The organism is Streptomyces lancefieldiae (genome assembly GCF_031845825.1).
Taxonomy (GTDB): domain Bacteria; phylum Actinomycetota; class Actinomycetes; order Streptomycetales; family Streptomycetaceae; genus Streptomyces; species Streptomyces lancefieldiae.
Genome location: NZ_JAVRFH010000030.1, coordinates 26017 through 49087, shown reverse-complemented (window position 1 = coordinate 49087; position 23071 = coordinate 26017). Strand labels below are relative to the sequence as shown.

12 protein-coding genes are annotated in these 23071 nt (G+C 66.2%); 9 read left to right on the top strand and 3 right to left on the bottom strand.

The window, feature by feature from the left end; translation table 11 throughout:
• Positions 1–674: 674 nt before the first annotated feature.
• The 3 genes from RM812_RS25850 to RM812_RS25840 all read left to right on the top strand — a co-directional run bounded on the left by RM812_RS25850 (position 675) and on the right by RM812_RS25840 (position 9455).
• Positions 675–3647, top strand: a complete 2973-nt coding sequence (locus RM812_RS25850) for a helicase-related protein (RefSeq protein ID WP_311576533.1) — start codon at positions 675–677, stop codon at positions 3645–3647.
• A complete protein-coding gene (locus tag RM812_RS25845; RefSeq protein WP_311576530.1) occupies positions 3644–6394 on the top strand; it encodes a DUF1156 domain-containing protein in 2751 nt (916 codons plus the stop codon). The genes RM812_RS25850 and RM812_RS25845 overlap by 4 nt, the downstream gene beginning before the upstream one ends.
• Before the next feature lie 61 nt (positions 6395–6455).
• A complete protein-coding gene (locus RM812_RS25840) occupies positions 6456–9455 on the top strand; it encodes a DUF499 domain-containing protein (RefSeq protein ID WP_311576527.1) in 3000 nt (999 codons plus the stop codon).
• 8 nt (positions 9456–9463) lie between these two features.
• Here RM812_RS25840 and RM812_RS25835 read toward each other — a convergent pair whose 3' ends face one another.
• From RM812_RS25835 to RM812_RS25825, 3 genes are all read right to left on the bottom strand, one after another.
• Positions 9464–9760 carry a UDP-N-acetylmuramoylalanyl-D-glutamate--2,6-diaminopimelate ligase gene (locus tag RM812_RS25835; RefSeq protein ID WP_311576524.1) on the bottom strand — a complete coding sequence of 99 codons (297 nt, stop codon included), beginning with the start codon at positions 9758–9760 and terminating at the stop codon, positions 9464–9466.
• A 377-nt stretch (positions 9761–10137) separates the two neighbouring features.
• A complete protein-coding gene (locus tag RM812_RS25830; protein ID WP_311576521.1) occupies positions 10138–10800 on the bottom strand; it encodes a hypothetical protein in 663 nt (220 codons plus the stop codon).
• Positions 10797–11279, bottom strand: a complete 483-nt coding sequence (locus RM812_RS25825; RefSeq protein WP_311576518.1) for a hypothetical protein — start codon at positions 11277–11279, stop codon at positions 10797–10799. Before RM812_RS25825 ends, RM812_RS25830 begins: the two co-directional genes overlap by 4 nt.
• Positions 11280–11724: 445 nt before the next feature.
• On the opposite strand from RM812_RS25825, the gene RM812_RS25820 reads away from it, so the two are divergent.
• From RM812_RS25820 to RM812_RS25795, 6 genes are all read left to right on the top strand, one after another.
• Positions 11725–13749 carry a hypothetical protein gene (locus tag RM812_RS25820; protein ID WP_311576515.1) on the top strand — a complete coding sequence of 675 codons (2025 nt, stop codon included), beginning with the start codon at positions 11725–11727 and terminating at the stop codon, positions 13747–13749.
• A gap of 101 nt (positions 13750–13850) precedes the next feature.
• A complete protein-coding gene (locus RM812_RS25815; RefSeq protein WP_311576512.1) occupies positions 13851–14108 on the top strand; it encodes a GIY-YIG nuclease family protein in 258 nt (85 codons plus the stop codon).
• Between the two features lie 163 nt (positions 14109–14271).
• On the top strand, positions 14272–15564 hold the full coding sequence (locus RM812_RS25810) for a helix-turn-helix domain-containing protein (protein ID WP_311576509.1): 1293 nt from the start codon (positions 14272–14274) through the stop codon (positions 15562–15564).
• Between the two features lie 60 nt (positions 15565–15624).
• The gene (locus RM812_RS25805) at positions 15625–16872 is read left to right on the top strand and encodes a restriction endonuclease-related protein (RefSeq protein WP_311576506.1); all 1248 of its coding nucleotides are present in this window, start codon (positions 15625–15627) and stop codon (positions 16870–16872) included.
• A complete protein-coding gene (locus tag RM812_RS25800; RefSeq protein WP_311576504.1) occupies positions 16869–20180 on the top strand; it encodes a hypothetical protein in 3312 nt (1103 codons plus the stop codon). Before RM812_RS25805 ends, RM812_RS25800 begins: the two co-directional genes overlap by 4 nt.
• 15 nt (positions 20181–20195) lie before the next feature.
• Positions 20196–23012, top strand: a complete 2817-nt coding sequence (locus RM812_RS25795) for an RNaseH domain-containing protein (RefSeq protein WP_311576501.1) — start codon at positions 20196–20198, stop codon at positions 23010–23012.
• Positions 23013–23071: the final 59 nt, after the last annotated feature.

The following is a 23071-nucleotide window of genomic DNA, read 5'->3' as shown; positions in this document are numbered from 1 at the left end:
GTGAGGACCCGCCAGGTGTTGCAGCATCGGCTGAAGGTTGCCAAGCGGGTGCCGACCGGAACGGCGCGGCTGCCTATAACGGTCGTCACATCGCCGTACGTCGTCCACCGTCCGGATGGGAGGCACCCAGCAGGGTGTGGAGGAGGCTCGTCCAGTCCTTGCGGGCGCCGCTGAGCCGCTTGGCCAGGTCCGGCGAGGTTCATCGATCTGAACCGGCGGCGGCCCCTGCACTCCCTTCGTGCTCTTCATATTGGAATTAGCAGCGGGATACAGTAATTTGACATCCCATTAGTAAGTCGCAGGTGGGGGAACCGCGGCTGGCCGAGGGGGAGGGACCAGGGCATGGCTTATCCACGTGCGGTGGGTTGGCTCCTGGCCAGTCTCGGCTGGGTTCCGGCGAGTCTTGAGGCTGACGCATAAGCATGCAGGCCCCAGGCACGTTTGAGCGTGGTCAGAGAGTAAGGGTCCAGGCCGCTGGCGTACCGGAGTTCGCCACGGTCAGGTTCGCCCTGCCCGGAGATCAACCGGGGTCATGGGACCTCATCCTGGTCGACGACGAAGACCGTCGTCACGAAGTGAATCTGGCAGCTGGAGACACGGAGACCGTGCGGCCTCTCGTCAGCGACGGGAAGGCTGACTCCGCACGTGTGCTGGCGGCCATGTGGACACAGTGGATGAACGCCGCGGCGACCAACGCCGAGTCCAGCGCGATGGCAGCCACACCGCTGAAGCCGTACGCGCACCAGACGACGGCCGTCTACGGAGCGATGCTTCCCCAGCCCCTGCTGCGTTTCCTCCTAGCCGACGAGCCGGGTACCGGAAAAACGATCATGGCCGGTCTGTACCTGCGTGAGATGCAGAGGCTCGGCCTGATCAAGCGGGCGATCATCGTGTGCCCGGCGAACCTCGCCACGAAGTGGGTGGACGACTTCCAGCGGCTGCTGGGGGGCGGTCTGCGCCAGTTAACCTCAGCCACGGTGCGTGAGGACGCCTTGAACTCCAACGACCTGTGGGTGGTGTCGCTTGAGTTAGCAGCGGTGAATCCCGCGGTACAGGACGCCATCCGTCCGGACAAAGCTGGCTGGGATTTGGTCGTCTTCGACGAGGCGCACCGGCTGACTCCGACTGCCGCCGGATTCCACCAGGTCGGACGGCTGCTGGCCAAGAACACACCGCGGGCGTTGCTGATGACGGCAACGCCCCACCGAGGCAAGGAGTGGCTCTTCCGGCACCTGCTGCACCTGGTCGACCCGGAGATCTACCCGGATCCGGGCAGCGACCCTAACGTCGAGCTCAGTGCCCTGCGCCCTGGCCCCATCCACTTCTTGCGGCGGATGAAGGAGGACTTGGTCGACTACGACGGCACGACCCGGTTGTTCAAGGGCCGCACGGCGCACAACCACAGCGTCCCGCTGTCGCAGACCGAGTACGGCTTCTACAAGGCCGCCCTGGAAATGGTCGACCGGTTCTTCCCTCCGGTGGCGCAGCCGCTTGCCCGCATGGTCTACGGCAAGCGAGCAGCCTCCAGCCTCTACGCTCTGGCCCAGACGTTGCGCCGGCGGCATGAACACATGGGGGCGATGAGCGAGGCTGAGGCGGCGCTCATCGCCGACCGTGAGGACCACGGTGACGAGGCCGAGGTCGACGAGGCCAAGGTGATCCATACGGTCTCGGCCTCTACGCGGGCGGAGCGAACTGCGATCAACAGCCTCGTGCAGCAGATCGAGGCAACGCTCAACGACTCCCGCTGGCAGCCGTCTAAGTGGAAGCGGCTCACCGACGACTGCCTGGCACCCCACGGGATTCACCCCGGAAGCGGTGATCAGGCCGTGGTCTTCACCGAGTATGCCGACTCTGCCGAGTGGATCGCCCGGCAGCTCCAGGACCAGGGATACAGCGCCCAGCTCTACTCCGGCCGCCAGAGCAAGACCGAACGTGACGAGGCGCGCAAGGCATTCATGCGCGGCGAGTTCCAGATCATCGTCACCACCGATGCCGGCAACGAGGGCATCGACCTGCAGGCCGCGCACGTGCTCGTGAACTACGACATCCCGTGGTCCTTGGTCCGCCTCGAACAGCGGATGGGCCGCATCCACCGTGTGGGTCAGCAGCGCGACGTCTACCTCTACAACCTGGTCGCCACCGACACCCGGGAAGGCGTGACCTTGCTGCGCCTCCTGGACAACTTCGTCACGGCCGCGAACGAACTGCGCGGCCAGATGTTCGATAGCCTGTCGGTGGTCGCCGAAATGACCGGCGTTGACTACGACAAGTGGCTGTCGGACCTCTACGGCAACGACGAGCTGAAGAAACAGCAGGCCATCGACGCCGTCCAGGCAGTCCAGGCCCGGGAACTCATCCGGGCGGCCCGGAAGGTACGGGACAACGAGCGACGCCTCGCCAGCCAGGTGGACGCAGTGGCCGCGCTGACGCTGCTCCAGCGTGACCTGTTCGCACGCATCAACCCTGCCATTGTCGAGGCATACCTAGACCGGCTCGCAGCGGCCGGTGTGCTGAAGTCCACGCCCACCGCGGCCGGGCCCGGGTTCCGGCGGCTCTCCCGGAGCGGCAAGGCAAGATTTCCGGCCACGTTGGGCGGAGGGAACGAGGTTCACGTCGCCACCAGCGGGGACGTGGTGCGCGAAGCCTCGGAGAGCATCGATGTCGGCGACACCGTCACCCTCGGCCCCGGTGAGCCCGGCTTCAGCGACCTGATTGACATAGCCGAGTACACCCTGGCCGAGGACCTCTACCAGTCCGGCGCCGCGGCAGATCCCACCAGCCTCACCCCGTACGACCTGTACGCGTACGAGGCCACGATGACCGAGAGCAACGGCAAGCGCGCCAGCGTATGGGCCACCTTGATCAAGGTTGACGACAGCGGCACCGCCCGCCCGGTGAGGTGGGAGTCCCTGGCCAACCTCGTGCCCACCGACCAGAACGGCAGTGCACCGCATCCGGCCAGGGAAGGACACGCGCTCACAGCTGCCCGCCGAGTGGCTGCCGCGACCGTCGCAGAGCACCGGAAGGTGCGCGCCGACTGGTTCGCTCAAGCCCGCCGTGACCTGACCAACCTGCCACTGAGCCTCACCGACCGCATCGATGATCGCGCTGCCCGGCTGGAGCTGAGGCACCGGCTTCAGGCCCAGACCGCTCAGCGCCTCGAAGAGCTCGAGCGGCTCGCAGACGTGCAGCTGACCGAACCGAAGCAGGTGGGTCGGATCCGGGTCTTGGCCACTGCCGACATCAGCGTTCAGGCCGAGATCGACGCCGAACTGATCTCCATGCGACGCGTGCAGCAACTCCTTGAGGATGACGGCTGGACAGTGGCCGATGTCCATACCGAGGGCCGCGGTTACGACCTGGAGGCCCGCCGGCACAGCCAGGTCCGCCACGTCGAGGTCAAGGGCGTGCTCGGCAGCGCGGCCAGCGACGGCATCCGGATGACCGGCAACGAAGTCCTCATCGCTACCCAGCACCGCAAGGAGTACTGGCTGTACGTCATCGACCAGTGTGCCGACGGCAAGGGCCGATTCTTCGGCGCCTATCAGGACCCCGCCACCCTCTTCGCGAACGTCATGACCGGGAACGCGGTGTTCCGCGTCCCGGGCAGCAGTCTCAAGAACGCCCCCGGGAGCAACGCATGACCCGCATGATCGAACGCTGGTTCCCCTGTGCCGAGGTTTCGGTGAACAGTTCAGCGGGGTGGGGAAGCGGTGCGACCGAGATCGGGCTGTTTCCGTGGTTCGCAAAGCGTCCTGTCGCACAGGCCAAGGCAGCGGTCCTCTGCTCGCTGCTGCCCTGGCCAGAGGATCAGGCCGAGCAACAGCGGCTTCAGGAGCTGGTGCACACTGCCATGTCCGGGCGCTACGCCGCCTGGCAGATACTCCACGACGAGATCCTCAAGGCGAACCCTGAGGGCGCATCGGTCCTGGACCCGTTCAGTGGGCGCGGAATGATCCCTCTCGAGGCGGGGCGGCTTGGGCTTGAAGCCCACGGTGTCGACTACAGCCCGGTCGCGGTGCTGGCCAGCTCGCTCCTCACCGACTTCCCCTTCCGGGACTGGTCTCAGGAGCCGAGCCTGCCGTTCGCCGAGGAGAGCGACGCTCTCTACGACGACCGGCCGCGGCTGCTTATTGACGTTCGCGCCACTCTCGATGAGGTGGGACGCCGGTGGACGGCAGCCATGGCGGACTACTACCCCGAGGTCAACGGCAAACGACCGTGGGGGTACCTGTGGGCCATCGCCATACCGTGCCAGGAGTGCGGCAACCGGTTCCCTCTGGTCGGCTCGTACGAGCTGCGACGGCCGAGTCAAAAACGTGGCCGCAAGGGCGCCCCGCCTGTCAATGATCCCGGCCAGTCGTTCTACATCGAAGCCGACCCGGCTGCTGGTACCTGCGCACCGGTGGTGCACGAGGGACCTCCAAGGCGTACCCCAACGCTGACACGCGCTCGTACGGCTGAGGGTCGGACGCTACCGGGGAAGTCGGCGATCTGTCCGTTCTGCAGTCATGTACACCCACTCGATGTGCATCGCAGACTCACCGACGAGAGGCGTGCCACGGACATGCTCCTAGTGGTGGCCGACCACTCGGACGACTTCGGCAAGGAGTATCGGGAGCCCACCGAGGCGGAGCTCGAGGCTGTCGCCGCAACGCTGGCCGCACTACGTGAGCTGTCCGACCCGAGCCCCTTTCTGAGTGCAGTACCCGACGAACGGATCGCACCGGGCAACAACAACATCATCGGGCCGTCCATCTACGGGGCGCGCACCTACGGCGACTTCATGTGTGATCGGCAGACCCTGGCCTTCGTCATGCTCACCCAGACCATTGCTGAGGTGGCCGACGAACTCATGTACAAGGCGGGGGTGAGCGCTGACTACGCACGGGCGCTGAGCGGATACGCCGGGTCAGTCGTTGCGCGGAAGCTTCGACGCGCTACCCGCGGGTGCACGATCGACATCAGTCGCGCAGGTGTCCATGACATATACGCCAATCAAGGGTCAATTACCTTCTCTCAGGACTTCTTCGAAGTGGGAATCGGCACTGGGCCGGGCTCTTGGGCGTCTCTGTGCAAGAGCAGCATGTCGACGCTTTCGAATCTGATGGCTGATATCCAGGGGACGTCGGTCAGCGTGACTCGGGGGTCGGCTACCTCGATGAATCTGCGGGACGCGTGCATCACTGCTGTGGTCACCGACCCGCCGTACGACGAGATGCTCGCGTACGCCGACTCCTCCGATCTGATCTACGCATGGCTGAAGCGAGCCCTGCACAACACTTGGCCCGAACTCGTCATCACTTCCGACGAACACGGCTGCCAGGAGAAGTCGGAAGAGATCATCGTCAAGCGGGTCCGGGGGGAGGCACCCAACGAGCACCGAACTCGCGAGCATTACGACACGAAGATCGCCGAGGCATTCAGTGAGATGCGTCGCGTGGTCCGCGACGACGGACTGGTGACTATCGTGTTCGGCTCCGGAGACCCGGAGGTCTGGCAGCGCCTGCTCACGGCCATCGAGAAGGCTGGCCTGGTGATGACGGGCTCCTGGCCCGCGAACACCGAGGCGAGCAACCACCAGGGCAAGGCGAACATCGAGACCACCCTGACCATGTCGTGCCGCCCCATGGCGCCCGGACGATCCCCCGGGCGAAAGGGCGCGGTCGAGGCCGAGATCAAGGCCGAGATCAAACGGCGTTACCCGGACTGGGAGCGGTGGGGCTTGGCGCCGGCGGACATGCTGATGGCCGCTGCCGGACCCGCCATGGAGGTCGTCGGCCGTTACAGCGAGATCCTCGACGCCAAGGGCGAACCCGTCGACATCTACACGTTTCTTCCGCTGGCGCGAGCTGCAGTCCAGGAGGCCATGGCCGTCGAGATCAACCACCAGCCGCTGGAGACCTTTGACGCTCGAACGCGGTTCGCGTTGTGGTGGATCACGCTCTACAACCGCCAGATCAGGGCGAAGTCCGAACTGCGCTGGCAGGCTCTGGCTTCCTCGCTCGACCTGGCGGCGATACGCGACCTGGTTCCTGATGCCGACAAGGGTGTGCGGTTCATCGCCTCCCGGGACTACAAGGGCAAGATCGACGGAGATTCGACCGTGATCGACATTGCCCTCGCGCTCGCAGCTGCCTCGGAGGAGGGCCTACAGGCCATGGGGCAGGTACTGGCGGCTGCAGAGCACGCGGCCGACGACACCTTCCTGTGGGCCGCCGTCCAGTTCCTCGCAGACCGGCTTCCCGACAACGACCCAGACTCCGTCCGCTTCACCCGCGTGTTGCGCAACCGGCCCGGCGTGGTCAGTGCCGCTGAGGCCGTTGCTGCGAGCGACTACGAAAAGGGCCAGCCCCAACTGACCGACGACGTCCAGTTGCGGCTCATGTGATGACGACCAACCCCACCCCCACCTCCGTGATCCTCGTATTCACCAGCCCAGGAGAGCAGCCATGACGACCAGCGTGACGCCGTGGTGGAAGGCGCTCAAGCTCCGCCAAGAGATCCGCAGTGCCTCCGGGCAAATCGATGACGTACAGATGTCGCTGTTCCGGGCCGTTCACGCCACGGGAGCGGACCGGCCGCCCTATGCCGACGCCGACTACTACGGTGACATCACGCATCCGACCGAGCGACTCATCGACCTGCTCAGCGAAATTGCAGTCCGCATCGGTGGTGGCAACGACTACTTGAAAGCCCGAGCAGTCACTCGACTCGACCAGGGCATGGGCGGTGGTAAGTCGCACGCGTGCATCGGCGCCTACCATCTGGCCGCCAACCCAGGGGCGCTACTGCGAACCGAGCTCGGTCAGAAGGTGACCGAGCGCGCGAGGGCCAGGATCGGCCACCCTCTTACCGGCGACCTCGGACGTCCGCATGTCGTCGTGCTGCCCTGCGACAACATGACCCCGGGGGCCGGGGTACAGGAGCTCGACGGGCCTGCGGTCAACCTCTATGAGCGTTTCCTGTGGCGTCTGTTCTCCAAGGACTACACCCTCTTCGAGCGCTACCGGCGGTTCTGGAGCGACAAGCACAAGATCGCTGAGGCCATCAGCGCGGTGAACCGACCCGTTCTGATCATCATCGACGAGGTGCTCGACTACATCGGCAACGGGCTCGATGGCGCGAACCAGACCGACCTGGCAGCCCAGGACATGGCGTTCCTGCGGGCACTGCTCGATGCCGTCAACGATGTCCCCCACGTCTCGATGCTGGTCGTGATGATCGCCTCCGACATCGACAAGACTGCGCTCTCGCCCGCCGCTCAGGCCCGCCGCGACGACCTGAACAGTCAGCTCGACCGCAACGGCCTGCCGACCACCGTGACAGGCGTGGGTGACTTCGCCGACATCCTCCGCCGCCGGCTGTTCGACGCCGAACCCGCCGGTGAGGTGCTCGCCGCGACTGCCGCGCTCTACGAGGACGTGCTGACGGACAAGACCTGGAGCAAGCAGGTCTGGGACCCGATCGGAGCCGGGTGGCGTCGCAACTGGCCCACGCAGATGGCAGCTTGCTACCCGTTCCACCCCATGCTGATGAGCCTGGCGCAGGAAGAGTGGAGCAAGGTCGCCGGCTTCCAGCGAGTCCGGTCCACGATCCGCATCTTCGCCGCCACGGTCTATGCCCTGCAGCAGCGCGGCAAGGCAGGTGAGTGGGTGCCGGCACTCATAGGGCCCGGAGACCTGCCACTGTCGGACAGCACCGTCCGGGAGGCGCTCCTGGGCAGCGGCCTGGTGGAAGACGACCGCACCATCGCGAACTACCGGAGCCTGGCCGAGATCGAAGTTATCAACCACGACGGCTCGTCGGGCGCAGCGCGCCGCCAGGACCTTGAACGGCCATCCAGCACTTGGGCCCCGAACAACCCACGCGCGGCTGAACGTGCGGCCACCTTTATCTTTCTGGCGAGTGTTGTCGGCACCCTGCGCCCGGGGCGGGGCCGCGGAGCCAGTGCTCCTGAGGTCAAGGCGGCCACCAGCGTGCCGGAGACCACGTACACCGTCACCGACGCCGACGGCGTCGTCGATGAGCTGGTCAACCCCAACCGAGGGATGAGCGCTCTCGACATCACTCCCGGCCAGGGCAACAACAAGCCGGCCCGTTACTTCCTCTCCACCCGGCTCACTCACCGCATGCTGGTCAAGAACATCCGGCGCACCATCACCGAAGCCGAGCGTGATCAGGTCATCGCCGCCATCTCGAAGCGACTGGCCAGCAACGGCCCCTTCCGCGAAGTGCAGTTCGTCTCGGCGGACCCGCAACGCAGTCCTGCCGACGTCCTTGCCACTGCAGGCTTGGACACCGCCTACACCACCCGGCTCATCGTGCTGGACCCCGCGCAGTACAGCCTGCGCAACGGCATGGAGAAGCCGACCCTTGAGGCTCTCACCGTCGCCATGGGGCTCGGGCAAGGTGCCCAGCAGCTCCCCGTCCAGTGGGCCAGCAGTGCGGTATACGCCGTGGTGAACACCCAGCAGCGAGCCCTGGCACGCAACCTGGCGGTGGAGTATCTAGCGAGGCAGAAGGCTCTACAGGCTCCCGAGATTCAGAACGACGACGAGCTCAAGACCATCGGCGCCAAGGAGCTCGCCGAGGCCAAGACTCAGTTGGAGAGGGCACTCAAGCGGGCGTACCAGCATGTCGCCTACCTCGCCCAGCCCGATCCGGACGGGGAGCGGTACCTCGACCAGCTCACGTTCGACAAGGACAACATCACCGCCCTCGACGGCATGCTCGTCTGGAAGGGCCTCGCTGCTCGGGACAAGGTTTTCGACACTGGCCAGTTCAGCGCCAAGGCTCTCCTGCACAACCTTCGCGACCACGACTACGGCAAGACCCTCTCCGACATCCGAGCCGCCTTCTACAGCGCCCCACGATTGCCGCTGCTGTACGGCGGTGACCGCGACCTTCAGCAGGCGATCTACGATGCTGTCAGCCAGGGCCTGCTGAGCGTCGTCGACGGAGCGGGCACTGAGGTGGAGGTCACAGCACCAGGGCAGGTCAACCTCGCGAGCACGGGCCTGCGCCTCGCCAAGCCACAACCCAAGACGTGCGCCGACTGCGACCAGCCGGCTCACGAAGGTCCATGCTTCGTGAGCGCCGACGACACCGTCGACAATGGCTCACCGCGCAAGCCTGGCAGCTCAGGGGTCGACACACCAAGCGTGCCCCGGCAGCGGGAGACCGACAGGCCGAGTCCGGACCAATCTCCGAAAACGGAACAGGTTAGGGACCGGCAGGTCGCCTTCTCGTTCACCAAGAACCTCCTGGCCAACGGTGACAGCGCCGACGGTTTTGCCGCACTCTTTCGGGCGTTCTACATGGCCCTGGACGAACGGCAAATCAGCTATCTGCAGGGAACACTCCAGTTGGTGATACAGGCCGATGAGGCTGAACAAATCCAGCAGCGCCTAGAAGAACTCGGCATAAAAGGGACGTTTAAGGAGATCTGACGGCACAGTCAGCATGCCGGGGACGGCGACTCCCTGGTTGTGTGGGTTGTCCCGTGAGTGCCTGTGCGATCTGCCAGAGTCCCTCCGCGGGACGCCTTCAGAAGTACGACGTCGCCCGGCCGAAGGATGGAGCCGAGGTAGGCGGCCACTGTCTCGTTGTCGCGGACCATGCTGATCTCGGTAACGCCCGCCGCACTGGCAGCGAGGGTGAGTTGCTTGGCGAGGACGAAGTCGACGCCGATTTCGGCGGCGTAGCGTCCGACTTCGCGGTGCGACTCGACTGCTTCGTCGCCGAGTTCGAGCATCTCGCCGAGTACAGCGATCCTGCGGCCTTCTCTGGCTTCGGTCGTCTGGGCGGCGGCCCCGTCCAGCGCCTCATGCCCGCACCCGACTGAGACGGAAGATCGCGCAAGCCCAGGCTGCTGAGCAGCCTGGGCTTGCGTGTGCCCAGGTCGGCGATGGGGCGGATACGAGATTCGAACTGGCGAGAGGTTGCCCCCAACATGCTTTCCAAATGTTCGTATGGGGGTTCGGGGAAGATCAGGAACGTTCTGGCCTGCGGCGGAGCCGTAGGTCGACGGTCCTCTGAACGGTCCCGGACGTAGGGGAATGAGACCAGAACTGAGACCACGGAGCACGGCATTCTGGCTGGTCAGCGTGTTCTTCGGGACATGCCCCTGGATCAGCGTTTGTTCTTCCAGTTTCGGATGGCCTGGTCAAGCTGCGAGCGCAGCCGGTTAGCCGCATCGGTGCCCGGCAGCAGCTCGGGGTACGACTCGCTTGGGCGTCCAGCGATCAGGGCCCCCAGGTTGGTGGAACTCTGCGACGGGAAGACGAGAGAGCACTTCTTCGCACCCATCTCCTGGGCCAGCCCGAGGAACCCCCTGCCGATGCCAAGGGGAGGCGAGGAACTGTAGTGCTTCGCTTCGATCGCTGCGACGAGCTTGGCGCTCCGTGGGTGTACCCCGGCCTGTCGGCTCCGCTCGGCTTCCCGGTGATCGATGACGGCGACGTCGCATTCGTGTGCGACCTTCGAGGAGGCAGCGACGACGTACACGCCCAGGTGGATCTCCAGCTGCTTCTGAATGCCGGGGAAACTGACCAGGATGTAAGTGAAGGTGCCTGACCACAGATTTCCCGGGTGCCTGCGAAAGCGCAGTGCGGTGGCTGGAGTCGTGCCGTCCTGCGTGAGCATTGTGGTCCCGCCGGCCGCGCTCGCGGCTTCGAGGCACAGAGTCAGAAGCGATGCCTCGTAGAGGTCGGATTCGTCTGCGCTGTTGCGGTACACGGGTTGCAGGACACCGATCGCCTTCTCGATGGCCTGGATTAGACTTCCCCTGCTCATCGGATGGCCTCCGCCTGCGTGTCGATCCCCTCGGACAACAACTCCCGCACCAGTTCGAGCGCGACACGCGCCTGCACTGTTTCCTCCTCAAGGTCGATGTAGGAGGGAGTTTCCAGGTCCGGGTCACCGAACTCGATGGTCGGGTGCATTTCGTGAGCCACAGCTGTGTCAAGTGCGGCTTTGCGTGACGCGTACATGGTCTCGGCGAGCGTCAGGAGGGCGCCGCGGATGAGTTCGATGCTCTCGTCGCCCGTGTACGGGATCACCGCTACGTCGGACTCTCCGAGGCGTTGCAGTTTCGTTTCCGCCAGCCGGCTGGCACGTGCCTCGTACTGGCTCTGCTGCTCCTGCTTGAGCTTTTCCTCAGGGACGGCCCGGCCCTGTCGGACTTCCTGGTCCAGTTGGCTCGCCAGATCCCCCAGCTCGGCCTCTTTGAGCCGCTCCATGATGTGTGTGTACTGATCGCTGTCGAACGACACGTGGCCCCTCCCTAACTTCCCTCCGAGGACTGTACTTAGGGGCACCGACAGGCGAGGGCGAGTTGATCGACATCAGCCGATCTGCGTGCTCCGGCAGGGGCAGACTGGTTGTTTTCATGGTGAGTTGATCGGCGCATGCTACTGTCATTGTCGCCTGCGACGCGTGGAGCGGAGCATGGTCGCTTCAGGGTTCCCCTGGGGTAGGCAACGTGGAGGCATGCTTCCTCACGCCGCAGACCGTGCCGAGTGCTGCGTTGCCGCCGAAGACCACGCTGGGGCTTGCCCCAGAAGAGTCGGAAGGGATGCGCCTGACGGCTTGAGTCGTCCGACCTCCCGGGCACGGACCACATTCGTGTGGCACTCCGGGAGTGAGTAGGACGATCAGTGGATTCGCTGCTTCGTCTTCTCTTGGCGTGCCCAACTACGCCCAGGAGGGCGACGAAACATGACTGCGATCTTTGAAGAGGCTGCTGCCCCGCACGATCACGTGCCTCCGCGACCGGTGGATAAGCTCCCCGAGCTTGCACCGATTGCTGCCCGCCGCAAGGCGGCGGAGAAGCTCGTCGACACGTTCGACCTCGCGCCAGACGCGGCTGCATGCGTCGCCAACGCGGTAGTGGACCCGGCCGAGCTCCGCCGGTCGATCGAGACTCCGACGGCACTGGCCATTACGGGGGGAACCCTCCTTGCTGTTCGGGCACGGGTATGGACGCGCCGCACGCTGCCTGACATCCGAAACCCCCGCATCGGCGATGCCCGCCGCCATCCCATTGCGATCGAGCCGGGGACGGACGAGGAGTCCCGGTTTGCGCCTGTTGACGACCCCACCAGCAGCGGCATCACGCCGCACCTCGAAGTGGAAGTCGAATCAGCCGAGCACATGGCGTGGGCATCGGCTCTCGCTGCCCGTGCCGTACTCGATGCGAACGACTGGCGATACTCGATCCGCAATCAAGGTGTGCTGACTGAGGTGTGGCTTGTCGCCAACCGCTACAGGCATACCGCCGAGGAGAGCCCGGACCTTTGGGCTATGACCACGGCCGAGGGGTCGTCGCGTACTACGGCCGCCCACGACCTCCTCGGAGACGGCAACAGTGTCGATGTTGTCGTGAAGGCCGAGTCCGACACGTTCATGAGAGGCCGCATCAAAGAGCTGAACACGGCCTTTGAGCAGGGCCCCACGGTCAAGCAGTCAGAGGCGTTGCGCTGCGAGACCATGCCGGCGCTCATTCTCGTCGGCTACCGGCCTCTGCCTGGGGGGCCCGACCGGTTCTCCTCGGCGGTCAAGTCGCTTGTAGCGCTGCGACATGTCGACGCCCCGAAGGAGTGGGGCGAGGGGCCGGAGCTCGAATCACTCGCGGACGAGGCGTTGACGGTGATGGAGGACCGGGGGATTCTCACCCCTTTGCGTCGTAGGTGGCTTGCTGGCGCCATCAGTCGTTCTCAGGCCAAGACTGCCCACTTGCCGACCGACCCGGCTATCCGGGCAGCCGAGATCATTGCCTTGTTCACCAGCAACGACCAGGCTGTTCGTGACGCGATCCGGGACGCTGTGACCCGTCAGTCGACCCGCAAGCGCATTACGAAGAATGTCCGGGTAAAGCTCGCGGTGGCATTGATCGTGAGGTCTGTGGCTGGAGAAGGAGCCAGCCCTGACCGGGTGCGCCGCTACATGCAGCACGGATTCGTCTCCGTACGCGACAACCACTTCAACCCCACGCACCGGGATGCCGACGCAGTACTTGGGGACGCCCTCCGCGAGTTTGACGCAGACCCGGCGGGAATGCCTGGCCAGGCCCGACTTGAACTCGCTGCCCGAGCCGCGTACCCGCTCATCGCCACGCTGTCGTTGTGGGCCGACCGCGGCACCAGCAACAATCCGAACGCTGATGACCGGCGTCGTCCAGGCGAGGTCATCGACACCATGCTCACGTCCCGCCTGGGGATCCAGCAGCTGCATCGGGCCATCGTCGACCACAACGATGGCCGTGCTGCTCTGCGCGCAGTCAACGAAGACGGCACCATCCGTCTTACCGATGACCGTGCGCAGGACCAGACCCTCAGTGACGTATATCTTCGCTCGACGTTCCCGAAGGCTGGCTCGCCGGCCCGGCCGACGTCCATGGACACCCCTGACGACGCGTTGCGCGATGCTGCTGCTGCCTTCGGCGCCGCTGTACGTCAGCTCGGCGAGACCATGGCTGCCCTGCGAGGAGTCAAGGCGGGAGATGGAACCGACCACGTCGAGACCGTCGGTATCGACCTTAGCCACGTCAAGGAATGGAAGGGGATTCTGGACATGGCTGGCGCAGACCTCGACTTCTGGGGGCGCATCTGGGAACGCCGCAACCGCCGGGGAGGCCAGACGACCGCCAGGCGGGAAGACAGCTGGACCGCTGAATTTCTCGACAGCCCTGACGAAGCGGTTGACGAGTGGAACGACCAGGATGCCGCTGAGGTCGCCTCGTGACCCCCGGAAGACTTGCGTCGCTCGCGGCGTATGCGGGGGACTGGTTGCGTAGCGACGGACCATCCGGACCGCTGCCGTTCGGACCGAAGGCCGACTCCGGGGTGAGCAAGGCGGTCTACGTCGTGTGTGGCTGGTCTGGCCGAATTCTCTACGTCGGCTCCACCACCGTTGGCGTCGGCACGCGGTTCGCCCAGCATGCCAAGGACGTCAGTAAGACGCTTGACTGGACCACCGCGTACGTCATCCCGCTCAGTGACGACACTCCGGTCCGGGACGTCCGCCGAATCGAGGGCCGCATCGGCCTGGCCGTGGGGCCAGAGCGAAACAAGGCGCTGCCTCGCATCACGGTATCTCGCTGAGTGCATCGTCTCTTCCCAGGTCACACGACCGGGAAGAGACGATGAGGCGCGTGAAGCAGGTGGGGGGAACCCCACTGATGTGGCTTTGCAGTCGCGCCGGATCCTATCGACGTCGAATCGTTCCTGAGGTGTGAGCCTCAAAAGTTTCGCAACTTGCATTGCTATGAAGTCTTCATTGCAGTTCTATGGAGGCATGCCGCTGCCCGTTCGCGTGATAGCTCCCAGTCGCCTTGCGGCGCTGCGGGAGCGTGCGGGGCTGTCGAAGGCTGAACTTGCCCGGCGAGTCGGGGTGTCGACGCGCATGGTGTTCTTCTACGAGAAGGGGCGGCACACGCCCACTCCGCAGCGGCTGCAGAAGATGGCAGCGGCGCTGCACTGCGATGTGGAGGAGCTCACTGGGGTTCGCCGTGGGGAGGAGGGGCTCGTCGACCTGCGGTTTGCTGCCGGCCTGACACTTGATCAGGCAGTGGAGCTGCTGCGCCGGACGCGCGTCGGGCGTGACCTGTGTCTGTCGCCCCCGAGGCTCTCCGCCTTGGAGCAGGGGCGCCCCGTGCTGGGCCGGAATTGGCGGGATCGCGACGTGGTGGGGCGGCTCCCTACCGCGCTGGCCAAGATCTATGGTGTGCCCGTGCGCATGGTGGTGGACGCTTGGATGCGTACCCGCCCTGATGAGTCGGCGCCGGTGCGCCCGAGGCTTCAGCCCCAGAGGGGTTCGAGCGACTCGGCTGAGGCTGCCTGGCGATCGTTGAACGAACGGCAGCAGGTCTACCTTGGTGAGATCCTGCGGGACGAGCGCATGACGGAGACGGAGATGTGGATGCGCCGGACGCATCATCTGCCCGTGCCTCGCCCTGCCGAGTGGCGCAAGCTCCCCCTCGCTCTCCACGCGCCAGCGGATGTCGTGGGCTACACGCGGCTGCAGGAACGCTTGCGGCGCAATGGAGTTCACGACCCTGGAGCCGGCGCGACGGTGCACGCTTTGGCACGCCGAGGACTCCTGGTGACCAGCACTGATGTGGTGCATCACGCTGAAGCTGGCGAGGTGACCAGGGTTCGGGTGGAGATGACGAGGCGGGGCAGAGCAGCCGCCCGCGCTGGACTGGGCGAGCGCGCGGAGCAGCAGCCGGACACGCCTCTGCTGTCTGAGTGGCTGTGGGGCGTCATGGCCCGGGTGGCCGACGCAGGCCCGGACGGGCTGGAGCGGGACGCACTTTCTGGCCGGGCTCCATTCTATCTGGGTGTCGGCTACAAGAACCGGTCTGCAGGGCGGCCGAGCCGGGGATTCATCGATGAGGTGCCGGTACTAGCGGCCGACGGGAGTCACGTCGTCGGGTACCGGTGGAAGCTGACCCCGGTCGGGCTGCGGCACGCAGTTGAGTACCTGGACGAGTACCGCCGTCGGTATCCGCAGGTGGATACCACGGGCGTCGCAGCGCTCGCTGGCGAACACTCATAATCCGTCTCTTCCGTACGAGGCCCGACGAATTGTCAGTGGCAGCTCTTACCCTCTGGGCTCATGAGGGATGCGACGAACAATGGCGTTCGGCCGACCGATGAGCTATGGGTGAAGTCCCTGGTGGCACGCTCGGTGTTGCGTGCGGCCGACGCGATGACGGCCCCTGGCGTGAGCCCTTCCGCCCGCCTCAAGGTCTTGATGGAGTGCCACGGCGCGCTGCTGGCGGCGCGCGGACCGGGCAGTGAGCTGTCTTTTGCGGACTTCCGGCGCCAGGTGCGCGGTGATCCCTCCCGGCTCTTGCCCGAAGGTGTCCCTGGGTGGGACGTCGACGAGCTGCGCGCGGTCGATGCCGACGGGCACGTAACGGAGGATGCCTTCGATATCGCCGCGGAGCAGCGCCTGGTGCTCCGCATCCTGCAGAAGAGGGGCCGAGATGCCGGCCTGCTCAGTGGGCAGGACCTGGACGACGAGTTTGCGCAGGAAACGGCCTTCGCCCAGTTGTGCAAGGCGGGCAACCAGAAGGTCTACGAGAGCGGACGTACCGATCTGATCCGCTACCCGGCGGGCCCGGTGAGCGAGCTGAGTGAACTGAGGCTGCCTCCGCTGGTCGCGGATCTGTACGAGGACATCTCCTATGCCTCGAGGTACCGGGGCTGGTGGTTCGCGTGCCCCGTATGCCGGTGGCCGATGCGCGTCGCACTGCGTCGTGAGGCGGGGCAGCAGGTCGGGGTGATTGCCTGCTGGCACACGCCGCACCAGGAAATGGGCGCTACGTATCGCTTCCGCCCGGTCGAGGGGATTGTTCCGCCTGAGCTGCTGCCGGAGCCGCCTCCGCCTCCCCCGGACGAGCGGGAGGCAGTCCTCTGGCCCGACCTGGAGTACGTCCCGGAGGCGAAACCCGTGGAGGGACATAAGGCTCTGGTACGGGGTGTGTGGCGGTACACCTGCGTCCCCGGGCTGGCGGAGCTGGCGCTGCGGGACCGGTTGGTCGAACGGGGCCTCAAGGTGGAGCTGTGGCCCGCCCTGGACGCCTACGACCTGTGTGTACACGTCGGGCGCAAGCGGGCGCGGAAGAAGGAGCATCTGCGCGTGGACGTGAAGGACTACACCTCGGGCACCGCGCTCGCGCAGCTGATCCACGCACAGGAAGGCGATAGCGGGGGAGCAGAGTGGCTGGTGGTTCCAGACCACCGCGCCAGCCAGGTGCACCTGCTGTCGGGAGTGGGGGCGAAGTACGGGCTGAAGGTAGCCACGGCGTCCGAGTTCGGCGAGTTGGTCTGCGAGCGTTCGGGGGTGGCCTGGTCGTGAGCGAGCCGTCCGTGGAACGGACAGCCCTGTGCGCCTCGCTCGCACTGGCTGCCTACTACTTCCCTGACACGTCCGTGGACAACGATGCGCCCGCTGCCCCCTTCCGGAAGGCGGCCTTCCTGCTGTCCGGCCAGTTCCGGGCCTGGGACCGGTGGCCGGAGCTGACGAGCGAAGAACGCCGACGCATCGTCGACGTGTACCGCACCGCCCCCGGCAAGTTCGGCGACGTACGGAACTTCACTCCCGCCGCCCGCGCACTGCTCACACCCCTCGGCGACGAGGGCCCTGGTGAGCCGCAGAAGCTGCTCACTTTCGAACCTGCAGGCGGAGACCCGCTGACTGCCGAGGCAGCTATCCCCCGGGTCGGCGGTGATCTGCTGGCCTACGTCGACCGGCAGATCGCCCGGTATCGGCGGCCCAGCGCGCGGCCGAAGCCCCCCGAGTTCGCCGGCCCCGGATTCTGGAAGACTGGGGAGATCAGCGTGCAGGGCGTCGGCCAGGTGCATGGCCAGCTGACGATCCCCACGTACCCCGGCTTCACCGAGGCATTCGGCCACGACCGCCTGCCGCACATCGCCACCGCGCCCCCGCTGGACAACCCCCGTATCCCCACGGAGGATCTGCTCGAACTGGCTACGCAGATCGAGAGCGGTGAGCCGGAGGAGAAGCGCTACCTTCACACGGTCCTCAAGGGCCTGTTCTCCGTCCTGCAGACCTCCGACTCCATCAGCCCACAGGAAGCGCTGCGGATGACGGCCGGCGGCCTGGAGATCTTCCACGCGCCAACCGGGACGGGCAAGAGCGTCTTGGTGCGCGTCCTGGCCGCCTGGTTTGCCCAGCAGGGCCACCGGGTGGCCATCGTGTTGCCCGACATCAAGGCATGCCTGGCCATCACCCGCAAGAACCGGTCCGACCTGCGCGTCCTGCAGGGCCTCGGCGTCATCAGGCACGAGGCCGGCTGTGCGCACCTGATGTCGTCATCAGGTATGCACGAGCGCGCGCACAAGCTGGCCCGTCTCATCGACGAGGACCCGCAGGCACCGGGAGAGTGGGGCGAGAGCGGCGAACGGGACGTGGATCCGCTCTCCTACGGGTGCGCCCAGCGACCACTGCTGGAGTCCAACGCCGACTATCCGCCCGGCCGCGAGCCTTGCCTGTCCCTGTACCGGCAGGACTTGGGTGCGTCCGCCTGTCCCTGGATTCCCACCTGCGGCAAGTTTGCCCCCGTATACGAAGCCTGTTCGGCGCACGTGGTCGTGACGAATCACTTCGCCTTCCTCCAGGGCAACCTGCGCATCGGCGTGAACCTTGACGGGCGCCCCGTCCAAGGGGTGAGCGTTGCCGAATTCGCGTTGCGTACCTGCCACGCCGTCCTCGTCGACGAGGTCGACCAGTTCCAGTCGAGGGCGGTGGATCGATGTGCCGGCGAGGTCGTCCTGCACTCACGCAGGCACTGGACGGCGGCCCCGCAGGAGATGGACACGGACGCGAAGCGGCTGCCGATCTCGGCCGAGGCCGACCTGCTGCCGTCGGTCGGCCAGGTACGGCTGATGGCGGAGTTCCTGCTCCTCGCCGTATGCAGCAACGCGCTGCGTCTGGATGTCAGGGAGGACGAGCGCGCGGAGAATCGTGTGCCGGACCGCACCGGGCTGCGCTGGCACCTGGCCCGTGGCCGTGACCGGCAGCTGATCCGTCTGCTCTGGCCGGACCTGGCCGCTTCCGGGGAGACCGATCTTCCAGCCGACCTCGCTCGGCGCCTCCAGGGCCTCATGCCCGCCCGCTACCTGCAGCCACGCGCCACGGAGAGCGATCCGACGGAGGTGGGGTGGGACGAGGTGCGCCGCGCTCTGGAGGCGCTGGTGGCCCCGCGCGGCCAACAACTGCTCGACGCCGTGAAGCTCGATCTGCACCGGCTGCTGGAGTCACGGGTGAAGGACCCGCACCAGCGTGCCCAGGCGGTCAACTTGCTCGTCACCCGGGCGACCTTGACCGAGTTGGACGAAGCGCTCTCCGAGCTGCGCACCTGCGTGCAGCATTACCGCCCCTCCGGGCTTCGCTCCGCGCAGCGGATCGCCGAGACGCTCAGCCCGAGTGCCGTCTCGGCCGTCCTCCCGCTTGGCCTGTTGGGGCGCTCGATCACGGGATACCGCGTGACCGGCCTGGACAAGAGGGAGAGTGACGCCGAACTCGTCGCGCAGAGCATCGCGGGCGACCCGCACACCTTCACCGCCGAGCTGGGCGGTCTTGTCTCACTGTGCCTGGCCGGGGTCGAGCGTCCCGTCATGGGCCTGTCCGCCACGGCGTACTTTCCCCAGGCGGTACGCGAGCACGTCCACGCGCCCGTGCGCTGGTGGATGACCGATGCCCAGGCCCGTTCGATCCGCGCTCGACGCCACCGTATCGAGTACGGCGAGGGACACCCCATGTACGGCGAGCCGATCAAGATCTCGGGCCAGCATCCCAGCCGCAAGAAGGGCGCCTTGATCGAGCTCGGCACGGAGCTGTACGACCAGTACATCTACCGGGAGCTGGAGCGACAGCGTGCCAAGGACAAGGACCGCGCGCACGTCCTGGTGGTGGCCAACTCCTACCAGCAATGTGCCTGGCTGGCCCGAGGCATCGCCCAGGCCGGCACCTACCGCGAAGGGCTCTGCGTGGCCGTGCGGGACAGCGACCGGCACAGCCCCGACCCCGACCTGCCTCGGGAGAACATCGCCACTCGCCTCACGGCCGAGCAGTTCGAGGACTTCCCGCAGTACGGCAACGTCCTGGTCGTCCCCCTGGCCCTGATCGCCCGCGGTCTGAACATCGTCGTCGGTATCCGTTCCGCCGTGCGCTCGGTCTACCTCTGTGTCCGACCCTTGGCGCTGTTCGCCGAACCCGCGGAGATGTACGCCAGCGTCAACGCCGCAGGGCTGCACGCACTCCCAGAGGGTGGCACCGCCAACCCCGACGACGCGTTGGAGAAGGCACGCACCGCCGCATGGCAACGGCTCGAACTGATCCTGCGCGCGACACCCCAGTTCACCTCCATGCCCAAGTCGCTTCAGGAGGAGGTCGTCGCGGGTGTCGTCGTCGACCTAATCCAGCTGGCCGGACGGGCCCGTCGTGGTGGTACCGAGGCCGTCCTGCACCTGGTCGACTACGCCTTCCACGAGGACACCTGGAGCTCCGACCTGGAAACCGTCCTGCGCCGCATCCACGAGCAGTGGCCGCCGGCGGTGAAGCGGCAGATGAACGACCTGTATGGGGAAGCCCTCAACGCCTTCCTCTCCTACGCGGGCATCGACCCGACCCTCACCCACTGAAAAGAGAAGAGACGAGTGAACGACCAGAACCTCGAGCCGGGCAAGTACCTGCACACACTGGCCTACCGCTGTACTCCCGCTCTGGTGGGGGACGCGACGGTTCACGTGCGCCAGCTGGACACGGAGACGGCCAAGCTGTGGGCCACCTTCACCGGCCAGTGCAGGAAGCGCTTCGGCAAGGAGGAGGCGCAGGCGCCGTACACCATCGCCACGACCGTGCTCCAGGTGATCACTGGCGGGTATGTGTACTTCGAGCCCAAGGGCGCGGCGCCGTTCCTGGTATCCCGGCAGCCGATCGACAGCGATCTGCTGTGCAAAGCCTTCACCCTGACGTACGGCCTCGCCCTCGGTGAACAGGTAGAGGTGATCGACCTGAGGCAGCCGCCCGATCTCGCGGTGCGCATCGCGAGGACTCCGGAGCGGGAATTCGCTCTGGAGGAGCACTTGGCGGGGGCCAAGGGAGCACAACCGGATGCGCCGAACTGGCTCTACAAGAGCGTGGGGTGGGGGCTGGCGGAGCGTCTCGCAGCCGTTCCCTTGCAGCTCTCCAACGGCCGAGAGATCACACTGCGTCCCGATATCACCGGTGGCCTGGTCGCGTTGGACGATCCTTGGGAGAACGAGAGCGGCGGTCGCTACGCCGTGTGCCGAACGGCGGTGCGTCTCAAGACCCTGCCGAACGTGCAGCATCCCGTGCTGCTCTTGGACGCGCGCGTCTCCCGCATCTCGTCCTCGCTGATCTTCAGCTCCACAGCACTTGCCGTCCAGCCCGGAGAGGGCCGCCCGATCCTGGAGGTCAAGCTCAACGGGCGGGGCGGAACGAAGACGATCCCGCGGCAGACCCTGCAAGCGCTCGGCCGACTGGAGATGGACTACTCGATTCTGCAGTCCATCGCCAAGCGTTCCGAGCGCGAGCAGAAGCTTCGCGAGCGGGCCAGGGCTTTCAAGGAGAAGCTCCAGTTCCCCCGCGAACACCCGGGCCAGATCTGGCCCATCCCCGCGAAGAACTACCAACACCCCATCGGAACGGGCGTCGGCATGCACCACCTGAGGCTCCTGCGTGCTCACGCAGACGCTGTCTTCGGCGATCATGCCCAGCGCCTGTCCCTGCGCCAGTCCGCGATGACCCTGCCACGACGCCCCACCGACCCTCAAAAGGTCTCGGCCCAGGAGTACAAGCGCCGCAAAGAGGAGCGCGAGCGGACCGGCAGCAAGGAGCCACTGCGCCCGCGGGGCAGCCTCTTCCCGTCAGCAGAGTCGCTGTGCGTCTCCGTCGCCGAGGGCGGCTTCAAGAAGCTCCGCATCGCTTGCCTGTGGTACCGGGACGAGACCCGGCAGCGCATGCTGCAGACGTTCTGCCACGCGTTCGGACTCAGCCCCGCCGGCCTTGACACCCAGGAGGGCGTCGAGCTCGACCTCTACCAGGGCCGCATCACAGCCGTCTTCCACTACGTGCCGGACTTCCTGCGGCCAGGTCGCGGGCGGGACCGGGCAGAAGCGCTGGGGGCTGTGAGCGCCTCACTCAGGTCCCGCGACGGAGTCCTGGTCGGCGCATGGTGCGAGACCGAATTGCCGCACGCCGATGACTTCCCCGGCATCGACGCTCGTGACCTGGACGAGCTGGATGCCAAGCCGCAGACGAAGGCGCTCCTGGCCCGCCTCGACGTTCCATCGCAGTACCTGAAGGGCCGCGGAAAGGAAGGTGTCATCGAGCCGGGCGGCGAAGACCACCCGGCACAGATGGCCCTGCTCGACCTGTACCGCTCCCTCGGCGTCACTGACGAGCGGATCTCCAATGCTCTTCAGGGCACGAGCAGATTCCCGGTCGACCGGCTGGCCCATGTCGGCGTGCATGTGCGACAGCAGAACCGACGCTACGGCGAGAAGGGCGAACCCAAGATCGTCATTACGGCCACCGCGCTGGTCCCGCCCCAGTCCCCACAAGGGGCATGGTCCCTGCTCGGCTGGAGTTCCACGGCCCCGGTGTGGCGGCCGTACCGCTCGGCTCAGAACGCCTTCCACACCCACCCGTATCCGGAACCTTCCGCGGAGACCACGAGCTATAGGCAGAAGTGGGACGGTGCCGCCGATATGGTGGAGCGCGCCCTTGGTGACCTCGCCGACGAGCTGGACGGCGTGCCCTACACAGTCACGGTGGACGCGCAGTCCGCGCGACGCATGTGGGACGGCTTGCAGAACGTTCGCCTCGGTGAACATCTCGCGCGGGCAGGAACTGATGGCAACCGCAGCCGATACCAGCTTCCTGGAGCACGCCTCGGCCAGGACGCCCCGCTGGCCGTAATCCGCCTCAACACGGACGACGAAGAGGTGCCACAGCCCGTCAGCGTCACCCACCTGGGCAAGAAGGACGGCGCCGAACCCGTTGAGAAGGACACCTCGACGCTGCTCTTCGAAGTCGACACAGACTTCGGAACGCCGGTATGGCTGCTGTGCAACGTGCCTCGCGCCTACGACGGCAGCGGCGCCGGCCGACTGGGCTCCAAGCGCACCCGATGGGAAGCGGAGAAATCCGTGCAGTCAGAAGACCGGTCGAAGCGCCGCAAAGGCGAGATGCCGCAGAACTTCTACGCCATGACCGCCACCGAGATCCTCCCCATCGGGGGGCCGTCCGACGGGGCACGTGAGGCGTTGTCGGCTATGACCGCCCGTCTGTGCCACCAGACCCTCTTCTGGTCCGACCGCGCCCGCTACCCGGTGCCGCTGCATGCAGCACGGCAAATGGACCTCGACCACCCGCAGTACCGGCGCGAGGTAGCTGATGCGGAGCCAGGAAGCGGGGACGAAAGCGAAGAGGGAGAAACAACCGCGTAGACGGGGGACGTAGACAGGCGCCGGGGAGGGAGCAGTTCGCTCCGTCCCCGCGTGGTGTC